Origin of the sequence: Glycomyces paridis (assembly GCF_004912155.1) — a bacterium.
GTDB lineage: Bacteria > Actinomycetota > Actinomycetes > Mycobacteriales > Micromonosporaceae > Glycomyces > Glycomyces paridis.
In genome coordinates this window covers 223,635-238,422 of sequence record NZ_STGX01000001.1, presented here as the reverse complement: position 1 = coordinate 238,422, position 14,788 = coordinate 223,635, and the positions used below count along the sequence as shown (strand labels likewise).

The window sequence follows — 14,788 nt, the reverse complement described above, 5'->3', positions numbered from 1 at the left end:
AACGCGGGAATCGCGGGTCAGGCGAGCTTCTTCTGGACGTCGATGTCGCGGCACAGGGGCCGGTAGCCGACGGCCTCGTTGATCGCGATCATGTGGGAGTTGACCTCGGCGTTCCAGGTGTGCACGTACCGGAGCCTCGGCCGGTAGGAGCGCAGGAGGCGCTGGTTGGCGATCTTGAGGATCGTGCCGAGGCGGTGGCCGCGGTGGGCCGGGTCCACGATGGTGTCGTTCTGTCCGGCGTGGTCCTCCTGGCCGGGCCAGACGAGCAGGTCGGTGAGCCCGGCGATCTCGCCGGACTCGACGTGGCGGACGGCGGCGGCGAGCTGGAGTTCGCCCCGGTCGGCGCGCACGCGCTCCTCGTCGCGGACGCGCTCGGCGTCGTACACGGCCGGCCGGATGTCGAGTTCCTCGCCCATCGGCGGGTCGGTGTACATGCGCGCGCGCATGGCCGCGATGCCCTCCACCAGGTCCTCGGGCGCATGGTTGACCCACTGGACGAGCTCGTACCCGGCGGCCTTCTCCCAGGCCTCGACATACAGCCGCGCCAGGTCGTCGTCCTCGACCGCGAAGAGGTCGTTGCGCCGGTGGATCTCGTTGTCGACGTTCTTGTAGCCGCGCGCGGCGGCGAAGGCCTGGCCCGAGTGGTCCACGGGGGCGGCGCCGTCGACGGAGTCGATGACGCCCGTGAGCACCGTGTCCCTCCCGTGCGCTGCGGCGCGGGCCTCGGCGTGCGCGAGCAGTGCGGAGCCGACGCCGCGGCGCCGGTGCTCGGGGTGGACCTGGAGTTCGAGGTTGGCGAGGTGCTGGTTGTCCTTGAGGAAGAGCACCAGCTCGTAGCCGCCGACGACCAGGCCGTCGACGCGTGCCGCGTAGCGCTCGACCGCGACCGAGGCGGGATGAAGGAGCAGTCGCAGGCGCTGGTGGGCGGGACTGACCGTCTCGTCACCGGGCATGTCGTGCGCGACGGCGGCGTTCTGCATGGCGATCCAGGCGCTGACGAGGTCGGCGTCGAGCGGATCGATCGGAAGCATCTCAATGTCACTCATGTTCCCTGTACCGTCCCGTACTCGCGCGTCGCGCGCAATCGAATTAGGAGGAGCGGCGGGCCGGGCCGCGAGAGGCCCTGCGGCACCGGGAGGTTCGCGAGGGAAGAAGAAATGTCCGCGCCCGACCGAAGTCGGACGCGGACATAAATGTGCCGGGCGGCCACCCCAGACCGCCCGGCACTCCCCCCGGTTTGGTATTCCCCGGCGCCACGGTGATCGTTCGGGACCCTGTGGATCCGTACTGTTCGCTTCATCTCCGTGACGCTGCGTATCTGCAATATTACCCACCGCCTCAGCAGTGTCAAGCAGAAACTCGGGTTGTCTCCAGAATTTTTTGGTGGGCCTCGCCATACGCCGTGTCGCAGGCCCCTTCACGTGCGGTTTCGCCGCCGCTTCGGCGTGTCGCGGGCCCGGTGCGGCGATCGGTTCGGTGGCGGCTGCCACGGTGCCGTTCGGCGGGGCCGCCGGGCGCGGCGCGTAGCATTTCAGGCATGACGAACACGCTGCGAGCCGACGACTACAAGGTTGCCGACCTCAAGCTGGCCGACTTCGGCCGCCACGAGATCCGCCTGGCCGAACACGAGATGCCCGGCCTCATGGCCCTGCGCGAGCGCTACGGCGCGTCCCGGCCGCTCGACGGCGCCCGCATCACCGGGTCGCTGCACATGACGATCCAGACCGCGGTCCTCATCGAGACGCTCACGGCGCTCGGCGCGCGGGTCCGCTGGGCCTCGTGCAACATCTTCTCCACGCAGGACCACGCCGCCGCCGCGATCGCCGTCGGCCCGCACGGCACTCCCGAAGCGCCGCAGGGCGTCCCGGTGTTCGCCTGGAAGGGCGAGACGCTGGAGGAGTACTGGTGGTGCACCGAGCGGGCGCTCGACTGGGGCACCGAGGAGCCGAACCTCATCCTCGACGACGGCGGCGACGCCACGATGCTCGTGGTCAACGGCGCCCGGCACGAGGCCGCGGGCGCCGTACCGGACGCGTCCACCGCCGAGAGCGAGGAGGAGGCCGTGGTGCTCGCGCTGCTGGCCCGCTCGCTCAAGGAGGACCCGACCCGCTTCACCCGCAAGTCGGCCGCGGTCAAGGGCGTCACCGAGGAGACCACGACCGGCGTGCACCGGCTCTACGAGCTCGAACGCGAAGGGCGCCTGCCGTTCCCGGCGATCAACGTGAACGACTCGGTGACCAAGTCGAAGTTCGACAACAAGTACGGCGTGCGCCACTCGCTCCCCGACGGGATCAACCGGGCCACCGACGTGCTCATCGGCGGCAAGACCGTCGTGGTCTGCGGCTACGGCGACGTCGGCAAGGGCTCGGCCGAGGCGCTGCGCGGCCAGGGCGCCCGCGTCATCGTCACCGAGGTCGACCCGATCTGCGCGCTCCAGGCGGCCATGGACGGCTACCAGGTGCTGACGCTGGAGGACGCGGTCGAGTACGCGGACATCTTCATCACCACGACCGGCAACCGCGACATCATCTCGATCGACCACATGCGGCGGATGAAGCACCAGGCGATCGTCGGCAACATCGGCCACTTCGACAACGAGATCGACATGGCCGGCCTCGCGAACGAGCCGGGCATCAAGAAGCTCGAAGTCAAGCCGCAAGTCCACGAATGGCAGTTCGCGGGCGCCGACGGCGCCGCCGGCCACTCGATCATCGTGCTCAGCGAGGGCCGCCTGCTCAACCTCGGCAACGCCACCGGGCACCCCAGCTTCGTGATGAGCAACAGCTTCACCAACCAGGTGCTCGCCCAGATGGAGCTCCACACCAGGCTCGACCAGTACCCGATCGGCGTCTACACGCTGCCGAAGCACCTCGACGAAGAGGTCGCCCGCCTGCACCTGGACGCCCTCGGCGTCAAGCTCACCACGCTCTCGAAGAAGCAGGCCGACTACATCGGCGTCCCGGTCGAAGGCCCCTACAAGCCCGACCACTACCGCTACTAGCGAGATCCCGTAGGCATCGAGGCCCGGTCCACTGGGGACCGGGCCTTCGCCGTGCGGGCGAGCGGTGCGGAGCGCGTGGCGTGCAAACGAGGCCGTGAAGATCCCACTCGGCTCGACCGCGGAGCAATCGAGCCGGGCGGGTCGTGGGGCGGGTGCGATCCGGAGGATGCCGGTGTCGTTGCGCCGCTTCGGGTCAGTCGAGTTCGACCACTTCGCGGGTGATGCGGGCGATCTCCTCCACGATCGGGATGCCCTCGGTCTCGTCGACGGCGCCGCTGGTGAGGATCGCCAGGGTCACCGGGTCGTCGCCGTCGCCGCCGAGGACGCCGACGGAGTTGACGACCCACAGGCCGCCGAGCTGCGACTCGACGTCCCAGCCGTTCTTGAGCCAGACCGACTCCTCCTCGGTGGCCGCGGCGGACACGCCCCAGGCCTGCTCCTCGATCACCGAGCCCATGAGCTCGCGGCCGAGGTCGACCTGCTCGGCGGAGAGCACGCCCTCGAAGAGGGCGAGGTCGGTCAGCAGCAGCTGGTCCGAGGCACTCGACCAGCCGACGCCCCAGCGGCCCTGCGAGTCGACCGTGGTGTCCTCCAGGCCGAAGCGCTCGTGCGCCGCCGCGAGCGCCTCCGCACCGCCGAGGTAGTTGTACAGCGTCGTCGTCGCGCCGTTGTCGGACTCGGTCATCATGAGCTCCAGCAGCTCCCGGTGGTCGGCGGGGATCGCCTCGACCGAACCCCAGTACTGCTGGACCATCGCGAGGAGCTCGACCTTGACGATCGAGGCGGTGATGTGGGTCTGGTCGGGGTTGTAGTCGAGGCGCACCTCGCCGCGCTCGACGGCGACCGAGGCCTCCACCTGCGTCCCGGTGCCCGCCAAGTACTGGTCCAGGCGCTCGGTGAGTTCGGCCTGGAGCCGCCCGCGCTTCTCCTCGGCCGACTCGCCGAAGAGGGAGCCGAGGCCTTCGTCCGCGTAGGCGGCGACGCCCGCGTAGGACGCGCCGACCGCCACGACGGCCGCCGCGGGGACGCCGACGCGGAGCACGGTGCGCCGGGAGGGGCGGAATCGGTCCGGAATGTTGCTCGCTTGCCGAATCATCAAGCAAGGCTAAGGAATCCGACACTCGCGGTCAACGGCGCAGAGCGGGAATCCGGTGAAAGATCCTGTCGTAAATCTCATCGGGGACGCAGGCAACCCGAACCATGCGAAAAGGCGTGCAGCCCTAGGGCCGCACGCCTTTTCAGCAGGTGACTAGTAGCTCGGGAGGCTCGGGTCGACCTGGTTGATCCAGCCGATCACGCCGCCCTGGACGTGCACGGCGTTCTTCAGCCCGGCGGCCTTCGCCGCGGCCAGTGCCTCGGCCGAGCGCACGCCCGCCTTGCAGTAGAACACGGCCTGGCGCTCGGTCGGCAGGTCCGCCAGAGCGGCACCGGAGACGATGTCGCCCTTGGGGATCAGCCGCGAGCCGGGGATGCGCACGATCTCGTACTCGGCGGGCTCGCGCACGTCGATGAGGTCGATGTCGCGGCCCTCCTTGATCCACTGCTCGAGCTCACGCGCGGTGATGGTCGAGCCGATCGCGGCCTCGACGGCCTCGTCGGTGATCGTCCCGCAGAACTCCTCGTAGTCGATGAGCTCTTTGATCGTGGCGTTCGGACCGCAGACCGCGCAGCCCGGGTCCTTGCGGACCTTGATCTTGCGGTAGGTCATCTCCAGCGCGTCGTAGACCATGAGCGAGCCGACGAGCGGGTCGCCGATGCCGGTGAGCAGCTTGATCGCCTCAGTGGTCTGGATCGCGCCGATCGAGGCGCACAGCACGCCGAGGACGCCGCCCTCGGCGCAGCTGGGGACCATGCCCGGCGGCGGGGGCTCGGGGTAGAGGCAGCGGTAGCACGGGCCCTGGTCGGCCCAGAACACGCTGGCCTGGCCGTCGAAGCGGTAGATCGAGCCCCACACGTACGGCTTGCCCATGAGGACGGCCGCGTCGTTGACCATATAGCGGGTCGCGAAGTTGTCGGTGCCGTCGATGATGAGGTCGTACGGCTCGAAGACCTCGAACACGTTGTCGTTGTCGAGCACCGTGTTGTGGATGACGACCTCGACGTACGGGTTGATCTCGCGGATCGAGGCGGCGGCGGACTCGGACTTGGGGCGGCCGATGTCGGACTGGCCGTGGATGATCTGGCGCTGGAGGTTCGACTCGTCGACGGTGTCGAACTCGGCGATGCCGATCGTGCCGACCCCGGCCGCGGCCAGGTACATGAGCGCGGGGGACCCGAGGCCGCCGGCGCCCACACAGAGCACCTTGGCGTTCTTGAGTCGTTTCTGACCGTCCATGGCGACGTCGGGGATGATGAGGTGGCGCGAATAGCGGCGCACCTCGTCGACCGACAGCTCGGAGGCTGGTTCGACCAGCGGCGGCAAACTCATATCGTCAATAATGCATGTCCACGCTGTGGATATTCCAGCGGGAAGCGCGGTGTGCGGTTCTTCACGCCGATGGGACGGCGCGTCCCATTCCCTGGGAGGTCAGCGGTCGACGAAGTCGTCCGGCGGGAGGTCGGGCCCGTTGTAGTCGCCGACCGGGCCGGACACGTACGTCTCGCCGTCGGGGAACGGCCAGGAGTTCCCGACGCACCCGGCGAGCTGGTAGGTCTGCTGGGCCATCACCGGCGAGAGCTCGCCGTCGGCGGGGCAGACCTCGTGGCCGTGGCCGAGCCGGTGGCCGACCTCGTGGTTCACCGCGTACTGCCGGTAGGTGTCGAGGGTGCCGTCCCAGTGCTCGACGCCGGTGAGCCAGCGCGCCGAGTTGATGACGACGCTGTCGCCGTTGCGGCACGAGACCGTCGTGTTCTGCGAGCCGCACAGGTACGAGCGCTGCTCGGGGCTGGCGAGGTAGACGGTGAAGTCGGCCGAGCCGCCCTCGCCGACCTGCTGGAAGCGCCACGCGCCGCCCGCCGTCCACGACCGCGGGTCCTCCAGTGTCTCGTGCACGAACTCGCTGAACCCCGCGACGTCGATCTCCAGGCCGTTCTCGACGGCGATGTCGTACTTGAGCAGTTCCCCCGACGCGCCGAACACGCCCGTGTCGGCCGGGTCGGCGTAGGTCCAGGTGCCGGTGCCCGAGAAGTACAGGGGCGGCACGACCTCCTCGGGTTCGGGCGAGGGGACGACGTCGGAGGGCGAGGGCGCCGCGACGGTCTCGGGGGCGACCGGCTGGTCGTCGTCGAGGGCCTGCGGCTTCTCGGTGTCGGTGGCGCCCACCGCGAAGTAGAGGCCGGCGCCGGCCATCACGACCAGGATCGCGAGGAACACGAAGCGGCGCCTCCTGCGGAGCCTGCGGTTGCGTTCCAGCCGTCCCTCGGTCACACCGGCGAGTCTAAGACAGCTGGAGCACCGGCAGGCCGACCCCTGAACATTGTGTGGCACGGTTCGAGTTCACATTGCGGACAAGGCGTCCCTCGCGTCGTCGGACCGGTCCGCGCGCACCTCGTCGAACATCGCCGCCATCGCCCGCGCCACCGCCTGCGGGCGCTCCATCATCGCCACGTGCCCCGTCTCGTCGAGGATCAGCAGCCGCGAGTCGGGGATCGCCAGCGCGGTCGGCGGCGCTTGGCGCACGTCGATGACCCGGTCCTGCTTGCCCCACACGACGAGCGTCGGGCATTCGATCTCCTCGGCGAGGCGCCACAGCGAGTGCGTGCCGGGCACGAACGCCTGGAAGAAGGAGGCCATGAGGCCGCGGTAGGTCTGGATGTACGCGCGGTTGTTCCAAGGGGTGGCGAGGCGGCGCCTGGCCTCGGCGATCGCCTCGCGGCGCCGCTGCGGGTGCATGAGCCGGGGGTCGGCCCAGGTGCCGAGGATGATGTCGTCCACGACCTGTTCGGGGGTGCGCGAGCGCATCTGCCGGTCGGCGAACCAGGCCATGTTCGGGACGGCGAGCATCGGCAGGTAGCGCGACTGGTGGGAGCGGCGCGGGTTCGCGAAGGGCATCGCCGGGGAGACGAGGGTGAGGGTGCGGACGAGGTTCGGGCGGGTCGCGGCGAGGTAGACCGAGACCGCGCCGCCGAGCGAGTGGCCCGCGAGGTGGACGGGGCCGCGGCCGGACTCGGTGATCCAGGCGGCGACGTCCTGCGCGAGCAAGGGGATCGTGACGCGCGGGGCGGGGGCCGAGTGGCCGAAGCCGGGCAGGTCGATCGCGTCGGCGGCGACGCGGTCGGCGAGGGCGTCGGCGAGGTCGGTCCAGTTCTGGGCCGAGCCGCCGAGCCCGTGGACGAACACGGCGGGCTCGGCGCCCGGCGCGGTGGCCGGGGTGTGCCTGATGAAGAGGCGGCGGCGGCTGAGCCGGTGCTCGATGCCGGGCCACGGCGGGTGCGGGCGGCGGGGATTGCGAATCCCGCCGGCGTCCACCAGCCGCGCCCGTTTCATGGGAGCTAGTGTGACACCTCGGCGGCGAGCGCGCCCAATGTAGCCGAAACCACCGCCCGGGACCGCTCGGCGGTGACCACGGCGGCGCCGGAGAGGCGGCGCACGGACTGGCCGTCGAGCCAGAGGATGACGACCACGGCGGTCTTGACCGGCCCGGTGGGGACGATCGAGGCGTGCTCGACCTCGACGCGGATGTCGCTGGCGCCCAGGCGGGGACGCAGGGCCTCGACCGTGGCGGCCGCGGCGGCGTGCTGGATGTGCCAGTCGATCGGCGGCACGGCGACCTTCCCGGTGGACTCGGCGCCGCCGAGCCCGAGGGTCACGCACACTTCGGCTTCCAGGCCCGCGGACTCGATCTCGACGCGGCGCAGCTCGATCGGCCCGAGGGTGGCGACCTCGACCTCCGCGGCGGGGGCCTCGATGCGGGCGTGGACCTCGTCGCCGGGCTCGTCGGCGGACTGCGGGCCGGGTTCGACGGCGCGCTGCTCGGCGACGACGCGCGAGACGATCTGGTGGACCTCGTCGGGGTCGACGCCCTCTTCGAGTTCGAGCCGCAGGCTGGAGGCGCCGTCGGGGCCGGTCACGTGGAAGGCGTCGCGGACGCCGGGGACCTGGCGGACGGCGTCGACCAGGCGTTCGGGCTCGGGGTCGTCGGGGACGGCCGGGCTCGGCAGGTGGCCGCTCTTCTCCACCGAGGCCGGCGGGGTGGGCTCGGCGATCGGCGGGCGGTTGGCCGGGGGCGTGCGCAGCGGGGCCTGCTCGGTGACGGGCGGGCTGGGGACCGCGGCGGGCGAGAACTCGGTGACCGGCGGCTGCTGGACGATCGGGAACTGGTCGGTCTGCTGCTCGGCGACGGGGACCGGGGTCTGCGGCGTCGGCGCGGCGGGCACGCTCGGGGTCTGCTGGACCGGCGGCTGCGGGATCTCGATGGGGCCGGTGTGCTGGGGCCGGTCGGGCGCGGAGGGCGCCTGGGTCTGGGGCGATTCGCGGAGGGCCGGGGGCGCGCTCGGCTCCTGGACCGGCGGCGGCGCGAACGCGGCGGCGTTCAGCGGGGGCGCGCTCGGGCCCGCGTCGGCCTGCGGCGGGGCGCTGACCGGCTGGGGGCTGTACTCGGGGGCGCGTCCGGGCGGGGCGAACTCCTGGTTCGGGCCCGGCTGCCGGAGGCCCTGCGGCGGGACCGGGTAGTCGCCGGGCATCGGCGGGGCGCTGTAGCCGGGGTGCTGCTGCGGCACGCCGAAGTCCTGCTGGGGCGGGACCGGCGGCTGGAAGCCCTGGTTCGCAACGGGCGTCCCGTTGAACCCGCGGTTCGGCGCGGGCGGCGGCGCGAAGCTCTGGTTCATGCCGGGCTGGACGCCGAACTCCTGGGGCGGCTGCGGGGTGAAGTCCTGGTTCGGCACGGGAGGGGCGCTGTACTCCTGGTTCGGGACGGGCGGTGCACTGAAGTGCTGGTCGGGGGCGGCGAACTCGCGGTTCGGGCCGGGAACGCCGAACTCCTGCGGGGCGCCGGGAGGGGCGCCGTGCCCCGGGTTCACAGCCGGCGGCGCACTCTGCCCCTGGTTCGCGCCTGGCGGCGCACTCTGCCCTTGGTTCACGCCTGGCGGCGCACTCTGCCCTTGGTTCACGCCTGGCGGCGCGAACGGCGACTGCAACTGCGGCTGGGACTGCGCCTGCGCCGCAGGGTCGCCTTGGAATCCTTGGGGGCCTTGGGGTGTCTGCGGCACGGCCGGCATCGGCTCGAACTGCTCGCCCGGCGAGGGGCGGCGGGTGGCGGGGACCATCGGCCCGGTCTCGGCGATCTCGACGTTCGGGACCTGCCCGGTCGGGTCCTCGCTGTAGCGGTGGCGCCTCCCGCGGTCCGGGTCGAACCGGTACTGCTCGGGCGGCTGCCCCGCGCCTTGGCGGGCCTCCTCGGCGGCGTCGGGAGCATCGTCGGCGGGCGGGCCCCAAGACCTGCCGATACGCCTGCGTGCGGGCCGTTCCTCCCCGGTCGGACGCTGCGGCTCATCCGGTCGGTTCTGGTCATACACCACTAGACAACTCCTTCATATTCCCGCCCTCAAGGTACCGTGGCGCGCCCAGTGACTCGAACCCGCGTTTGTCGCCCCCGTACGCTGGGAGACTGTATCCAGGTTTCCGTAAACTTCATTCAGGTCGCAAGACGTCGCGACTGACGGATGGGCGACATGAGGCGAGGAGAGGTGCCGGAGTGAACAGCGCTGGTGAGGGCCGGGTCCGACTGCCCAGGAGCGAGCGCCGGGCGCAGCTGCTTCAGGCCGCGCAGAGCGTCTTCGTCTCCAAGGGCTACCACAACACCTCCATGGACGACATCGCCGAGAACGCGGGCGTCTCCAAACCCGTGCTCTACCAGCACTTCACGTCGAAGCTGGAACTCTACCTGGCGCTGCTGGACGGCCGGGCCGCCGAGCTGGTCGGGCAGGTGCGCGACGCCATAGAGTCTACTGAGGACAACAAGGAGCGGGTCAACCGCGCGATGCGGGCCTACTTCGACTTCGTGGACGCGCAGGGCGAGGCGTTCCGGCTGGTATTCGAGTCCGACCAGCGCAACGACCCCGAGGTCGCCGAGCGGGTCATGCGCATGGAGGCCGACTGCGTGGCGGCGATGGCCGACACGATCATGGCCGACGCCCACGTCGACAAGGCCCGCGCCGAACTCCTCGCCACCGGCCTGGTCGGCGCCGCCGAGGTCGCGGCCCGGAAGTGGATCGCCTCGGGCCGCGTGATCCCCAAGGACGAGGCCGTGCAGCTCATGAGCAGCCTCGCCTGGCGCGGCATCTCGCACTTCCCGCGAGAGGGCGAACCCGAGCACGCATAGCGGAGGCTCGGCCGTTCGCTCTCGGCGCACTGCGCCGTCCCGGTGCGGGGTGGTCGCCGCGAGTAGTCTTGCTCTCGTCTAGCCGTCAGAGCATTTCGATTGAGGAGGGCCCGTGGAGGTCAAGATCGGTGTCCAGTACGCCCCACGCGAACTGGTGTTGGAGAGCAAGCTGTCGCCGAAGGACCTGTCCGAGACGATCGAACAGGCCGTCGAGAGCGGCGGGGTCCTGCGACTCGAAGACGACAAGGGCCGGCAGGTGTACATCCCCGTCGAGAAGATCGCTTACGTCGAGGTCGTCGCCTCCAACGTGCGGTCCGTCGGCTTCACTGTCGACGCCTGAGCCTGCGAAGGCGTCGGGCCGTGAACTGAAGCGCAGCACTGTCGACGCCTGAGCTTACGTAGCTGCTGCGTTTCGAGGCCCGGAGCATCGCTCCGGGCCTTTCGGCTATTGCAGGACCATGAAGGGCGCGGTGGCCTGGACCTGCTGGTCGTCGGCGACGACGGCGTCGAGGCCGACGTTCTGCACCCGGTAGAGGATGCCGCCGGAGACCACGAGGACCGGTTCGCCGCGGTTGAGGGTCGACTCGACGGGGTCGGCCGGGTTGGCGGCGATCTGGTCGATCACGAGGCCGCCGATGCCGTCCTGGACCTCGGTGCGGGAGTTGTCGAGGGCGACGCGGAAGAGCTTCTCGTTGTCGCGCTGCCCGGCGATCCACAGGTAGTTCTCGGAGCTCCAGGCCACGTCGGCGACCTCGGTGATGTCCAGGCCGATCTGCTTGGGGGCGCTGGCCTGGATGTTGCCGTCGGCGTCGACGCTGACCGCGGCGACCCAGGCGAGGCCGTCCTCGACGTAGGCGAGGCGGCGGCCGTCGGCGGCGATCGCGATCGAGGTGACGTCGGTGCCGACCGAGAGCTCCTGGACCGATCCGGAGTTGAGGTAGACGGCCTTGGGCATGCCGCCGTCGATGACCAGGACCGCGTCGGCGCCGAGCCACTGCGGGTCGCTGAGGTCGCCGCCGAGTTCGGCGGTGACCTCGCGGGTGGTGGTGCCGACGGCGCCGACCTGGAGCACGTCCCCGTCGGGGCCCGCGACGATCGCGGCGATCTGCCCGCCGGCGTCGACCGCGACCTGCCGGAGACCGTCGACGCCGAACCCGACCCAGAGGTGGTCGGTCGAGGTGTCGGTGACCTGCTGGTCCGTCGTGTACTCCCAGACCCGCTCGTCGGCGATGAAGTAACCGTTCTGCTGGAGCCGGAGCTCGTTGGGGATGGCGTTCCAGTCGCGCCAGTCGCCGAGCGAGCCTTCGCGCACGTTCTCGCCGTCGATGACGAGCGCGAACTCGCTCTCCAGGCCGAGGCTCCAGGCGACCTGGGCGGCGATGGCCTCGACCGTGTCGCCGTCGAGCTCCTCGCCGATCGCGAACTCGACCTGGACGGTGCCGTCGACGTTCGGCGACTTCGCGGAGGCGCCCTCGGGGATCGCGTTGCGGGCGGAGAAGGAGGTGAAGTCCGAGGGCCCCTGGATGAGCCAGCCGAGCAGCAGCAGCCGCTCGGCCTCGGGTTCGAGGTCGCGGTAGATCCAGCGGAGGTCGGGCACGAGCAGGTCCTTGAGGCCCGCCTGGAAGTACAGGGGCGCCCGCTCGTACGACTGCGTGAAGTAGGAGTAGTCGAGAACGACCTGCTCGGGCTTCTCGGTGATCGCCCAGGCCTCGGAGAAGCCCTCGCGCTCGAGGATGAACTTCTCGGCGTACTGGCGGGGGACCGAGTGCATGAGGACGGAGCCGTCGGGGAGGTACCGGCCAACGATCGAGCCGGTGACTTCGAGCACGGCCGAGACCGAGTCCTCGGATTCGAGGGTGATCGACTTGTCGGCGAGCAGGTCCATCCCGGAGGAGGCGTCGGAGAACTCCTGCTCGGCCTCGGTGAAGGCGAGGAGGCGGTCGTTGCGGCCCTCGGCGTCGCCCGCGGCGGCCTTGAGGTAGTTCTGGACGGTCTCGCCGGCGTCGTTGGTCGGCAGGAACTCCTCGGGGGTCGTGCCCGAGGCCGCGTCGAAATCGGAAGGGGCGTCGCCGATGACCTCCGGGGACTTGCCGGAGGGGATCCCGCACGCGGCGAGGGCCCAGGTCACGCTGAAGGCAGCGGCGGCGGCGAGGCTAGTCCTGCGGCGCATGCGGGGCCTCCTGGTCGTCGGGCGCCGCGGCGGGCGCGGTGGTCGCGGGCCGGTCGAGGCGCAGCGGGATCGGCGAGGTGATGACGCGGTTGCCGGACTGGAGCGGGAGCGTGAGCACGAAGAGCGTGCCCTCGCCGGGGGCGCCGGTCGCCTGGAGCGTGCCGGAGTGGAGCTTCGCGTCCTCCAGGCTGATCGCCAGGCCCAGGCCGGTGCCACCGGTCTTGCGGTTGCGGGAGGGGTCGGCGCGCCAGAACCGGTCGAAGACGCGGTCGGCGTGGCCGGGTTTGAGGCCCACGCCGTGGTCGCGGACGGCGACGGCCATCGCCGTGTCGCCCTCGGCAACGGTGACCTCCACGGGCCCGCCCTCGGCGTGCTCGATGGCGTTGGCGACGAGGTTGCGCAGGATGCGCTGGACGCGGCGGGGGTCGACCTCGGCGATGACGCGGCGCGCGGGCTTGGCGACGGTGACGGCGACGCCGCATTCGCCCGCGAGGTGGGAGAGGCCCTCCACGACGTCGTCGGCGATGCGGCCGACGTCCACGGCGTCGACTTCGAGCGAGGCGAACCCCGAGTCGAAGCGGGAGATCTCAAGGAGTTCCTGGAGCAGGTCCTCGAAGCGGTCGATCTCGTGCTGGAGCAGCTCGGTGGAGCGCTTGGCGACCGGGTCGAAGTCGTCGCGGTTGTCGTAGAGCAGGTCGGCGGCCATGCGCATGGTCGCGAGCGGGGTCCGCAGCTCGTGCGAGACGTCGGAGGTGAAGCGCCGCTGCATCATCGACATCTCCTCCAGGCGCCCGATCTGGCTCTGGAGGTTCTCGGCCATGAGGTTGAACGACCCGGCGAGCCGCGCGAGGTCGTCGGAGCCGCGCACCTCCATGCGCTCGTGGAGCAGGCCCGCGGCGAGGCGCTGCGAGGTGCGGGCGGCCTCGCGCACCGGCGTCACCACCAGGCGGGTGACCAGGGCGGCGATGACGCCGAGGAGGAGCACGAGGGCGACCCCGGCGAGCGCGAGGTTCGTGCGCAGCAGGCCGATCGTGTCCTGCTGGGAGTCGAGCGGGTAGAACGCGTACAGCTCGTAGTCGATGTTGAGGTCGATGAAGGAGCCGACCACGAGGTAGGGCTTGGACTCCTCGCCGTCGAGCGCGAAGTCCGCGTACTCGATGGCGACCTTGCGGTCGCCGACCGCGGACTGGAGCGCGGCGGAGGGCTCGGCCTCGGTGACGACCGGGTTGGTCTTGGTGATCTCGTCGTCGACGGTGCGGAGCATGATGACCGGCGCGTACACCGGGTCCTCGACGAGCTCGTTGACGATCCGCTGCATGGTCGCGCCCAGGCGCGTGTCGGTCGAGGAGCCGTACGGGGAGAGCTGGTCGGCGGCGCGCTCGACCGCGTTCGTGGTCTCCTCCACGGCCGTGTCCCGGCCCTCGGAGAGCAGGCCCGAGGTGACCGAGCCGGCCACGACGAAGCTGAAGATGAGGACGAGGACCGTGGAGGCGATGAGGGTGGAGGAGACGACGCGCAGCTGGAGCGAGGCGCGGAAGCGGTCGACCAGGGGCCGCGAGAGGCGCCCGCCGAGGCGCGCGGCGCCCAGCCCGAGCCGCCTGAGCCACACCGGCCTCGTTCGAGGCCGGTCCCCGTCGCCCTTCTCCACTAGCGCACTAGCCCAGGCCGGCCTTGTACCCGACGCCGCGGACGGTCTGGATGAGCTGCGGGCGCTCGGGGTCGGGCTCGATCTTGGCGCGCAGGCGCTGGACGTGCACGTTCACCAGCCGGGTGTCGGCCGAGTGGCGGTAGCCCCAGACCTGCTCCAGGAGCACCTGCCGGGTGAAGACCTGGCGGGGCTTGCGGGCGAGGGCCACGAGCAGGTCGAACTCCAGCGGGGTCAGCTTGACCTCGGCGCCGTTGAGGGTGACCTGGTGGGCGGGGACGTCGATCTGGACCTGAAGGCCGGGCTTGCCGATCTCCAGGCGCTCGGGGGTGACGTCGTCGCCGCGGCGCAGGCGCGCGCGGATGCGGGCGACCAGCTCCTTGGGCTTGAAGGGCTTCACTATGTAGTCGTCGGCGCCCGATTCGAGGCCGAGCACGATGTCCACGGTGTCGGACTTGGCGGTGAGCATGACGATGGGGACGCCGGACTCGCCTCGGATGGCCTTGGCGACGTCTATGCCGCTCATGCCGGGCAGCATGAGGTCGAGCAGCACGATGTCGGGACGGTGCTCCTTGAACGCGGCGAGGGCCTTCTCCCCGTCGGTGACGAACGTGGGGGTGAATCCTTCGGTCCGGAGGATGATGCCAAGCATCTCCGCCAGCGCCGGGTCGTCGTCAACGACGAGTACACGTGCTCTCATGGACACCAGTTTT

At 70.8% G+C, this 14,788-nt stretch carries 12 protein-coding genes; 3 read left to right on the top strand and 9 right to left on the bottom strand.

What is annotated here, in order from left to right; translation table 11 throughout:
* Nucleotides 1-17: 17 nt before the first annotated feature.
* Nucleotides 18-1,046, bottom strand: a complete 1,029-nt coding sequence (locus tag E9998_RS00970; RefSeq protein WP_158299659.1) for a GNAT family N-acetyltransferase — start codon at nt 1,044-1,046, stop codon at nt 18-20.
* Nucleotides 1,047-1,537: 491 nt separating this feature from the next.
* Here E9998_RS00970 and ahcY point away from each other — a divergent pair, with 491 nt between their 5' ends.
* Complete coding sequence (ahcY, locus tag E9998_RS00965; protein ID WP_136527831.1) at nt 1,538-3,001, top strand: adenosylhomocysteinase; 1,464 nt, start codon at nt 1,538-1,540, stop codon at nt 2,999-3,001.
* Between the two features lie 193 nt (nt 3,002-3,194).
* Here ahcY and E9998_RS00960 read toward each other — a convergent pair whose 3' ends face one another.
* The 5 genes from E9998_RS00960 to E9998_RS00940 form a co-directional block, all read right to left on the bottom strand.
* Nucleotides 3,195-4,097 (bottom strand): serine hydrolase, encoded by a 903-nt coding sequence (locus tag E9998_RS00960; protein WP_136527830.1) that lies wholly within the window; start codon nt 4,095-4,097, stop codon nt 3,195-3,197.
* Between the two features lie 153 nt (nt 4,098-4,250).
* Entirely contained in the window at nt 4,251-5,429 is a 1,179-nt protein-coding gene (gene moeZ, locus E9998_RS00955; protein WP_136527829.1) for an adenylyltransferase/sulfurtransferase MoeZ, read from the bottom strand.
* 99 nt (nt 5,430-5,528) lie between these two features.
* Entirely contained in the window at nt 5,529-6,368 is an 840-nt protein-coding gene (locus tag E9998_RS00950) for a DUF3152 domain-containing protein (protein WP_136527828.1), read from the bottom strand.
* Between the two features lie 69 nt (nt 6,369-6,437).
* Entirely contained in the window at nt 6,438-7,427 is a 990-nt protein-coding gene (locus E9998_RS00945) for an alpha/beta fold hydrolase (RefSeq protein ID WP_136527827.1), read from the bottom strand.
* A 5-nt stretch (nt 7,428-7,432) separates the two neighbouring features.
* Nucleotides 7,433-9,457 carry a hypothetical protein gene (locus E9998_RS00940; RefSeq protein ID WP_136527826.1) on the bottom strand — a complete coding sequence of 675 codons (2,025 nt, stop codon included), beginning with the start codon at nt 9,455-9,457 and terminating at the stop codon, nt 7,433-7,435.
* Nucleotides 9,458-9,633: 176 nt separating this feature from the next.
* On the opposite strand from E9998_RS00940, the gene E9998_RS00935 reads away from it, so the two are divergent.
* Entirely contained in the window at nt 9,634-10,260 is a 627-nt protein-coding gene (locus tag E9998_RS00935) for a TetR/AcrR family transcriptional regulator (RefSeq protein ID WP_136527825.1), read from the top strand.
* Nucleotides 10,261-10,372: 112 nt separating this feature from the next.
* Nucleotides 10,373-10,600 (top strand): DUF3107 domain-containing protein, encoded by a 228-nt coding sequence (locus E9998_RS00930; RefSeq protein WP_136527824.1) that lies wholly within the window; start codon nt 10,373-10,375, stop codon nt 10,598-10,600.
* Between the two features lie 105 nt (nt 10,601-10,705).
* Here the strand turns inward: E9998_RS00930 and E9998_RS00925 are convergent, their stop codons facing one another.
* From E9998_RS00925 to mtrA, 3 genes are read right to left on the bottom strand one after another with little or no spacing between them, the layout of a single operon-like run.
* Complete coding sequence (locus E9998_RS00925; protein ID WP_136527823.1) at nt 10,706-12,430, bottom strand: LpqB family beta-propeller domain-containing protein; 1,725 nt, start codon at nt 12,428-12,430, stop codon at nt 10,706-10,708.
* The gene (gene mtrB / locus E9998_RS00920) at nt 12,414-14,039 is read right to left on the bottom strand and encodes an MtrAB system histidine kinase MtrB (RefSeq protein WP_204745178.1); all 1,626 of its coding nucleotides are present in this window, start codon (nt 14,037-14,039) and stop codon (nt 12,414-12,416) included. The genes E9998_RS00925 and mtrB overlap by 17 nt, the downstream gene beginning before the upstream one ends.
* A 46-nt stretch (nt 14,040-14,085) precedes the next feature.
* Nucleotides 14,086-14,775: an MtrAB system response regulator MtrA gene (gene mtrA, locus E9998_RS00915; RefSeq protein ID WP_030155693.1), complete on the bottom strand. Its 690-nt coding sequence runs from the start codon at nt 14,773-14,775 to the stop codon at nt 14,086-14,088.
* Nucleotides 14,776-14,788: the final 13 nt, after the last annotated feature.

Coding starts and splice junctions, on each gene's coding strand:
- ahcY (WP_136527831.1), top strand. CDS start 1,538: ATGACGAACACGCTGCGAGCCGACGACTACAAGGTTGCCGACCTCAAG.
- E9998_RS00970 (WP_158299659.1), bottom strand. CDS start 1,046: ATGAGTGACATTGAGATGCTTCCGATCGATCCGCTCGACGCCGACCTC.
- E9998_RS00945 (WP_136527827.1), bottom strand. CDS start 7,427: ATGAAACGGGCGCGGCTGGTGGACGCCGGCGGGATTCGCAATCCCCGC.
- moeZ (WP_136527829.1), bottom strand. CDS start 5,429: ATGAGTTTGCCGCCGCTGGTCGAACCAGCCTCCGAGCTGTCGGTCGAC.
- E9998_RS00960 (WP_136527830.1), bottom strand. CDS start 4,097: ATGATTCGGCAAGCGAGCAACATTCCGGACCGATTCCGCCCCTCCCGG.
- E9998_RS00925 (WP_136527823.1), bottom strand. CDS start 12,430: ATGCGCCGCAGGACTAGCCTCGCCGCCGCCGCTGCCTTCAGCGTGACC.
- mtrA (WP_030155693.1), bottom strand. CDS start 14,775: ATGAGAGCACGTGTACTCGTCGTTGACGACGACCCGGCGCTGGCGGAG.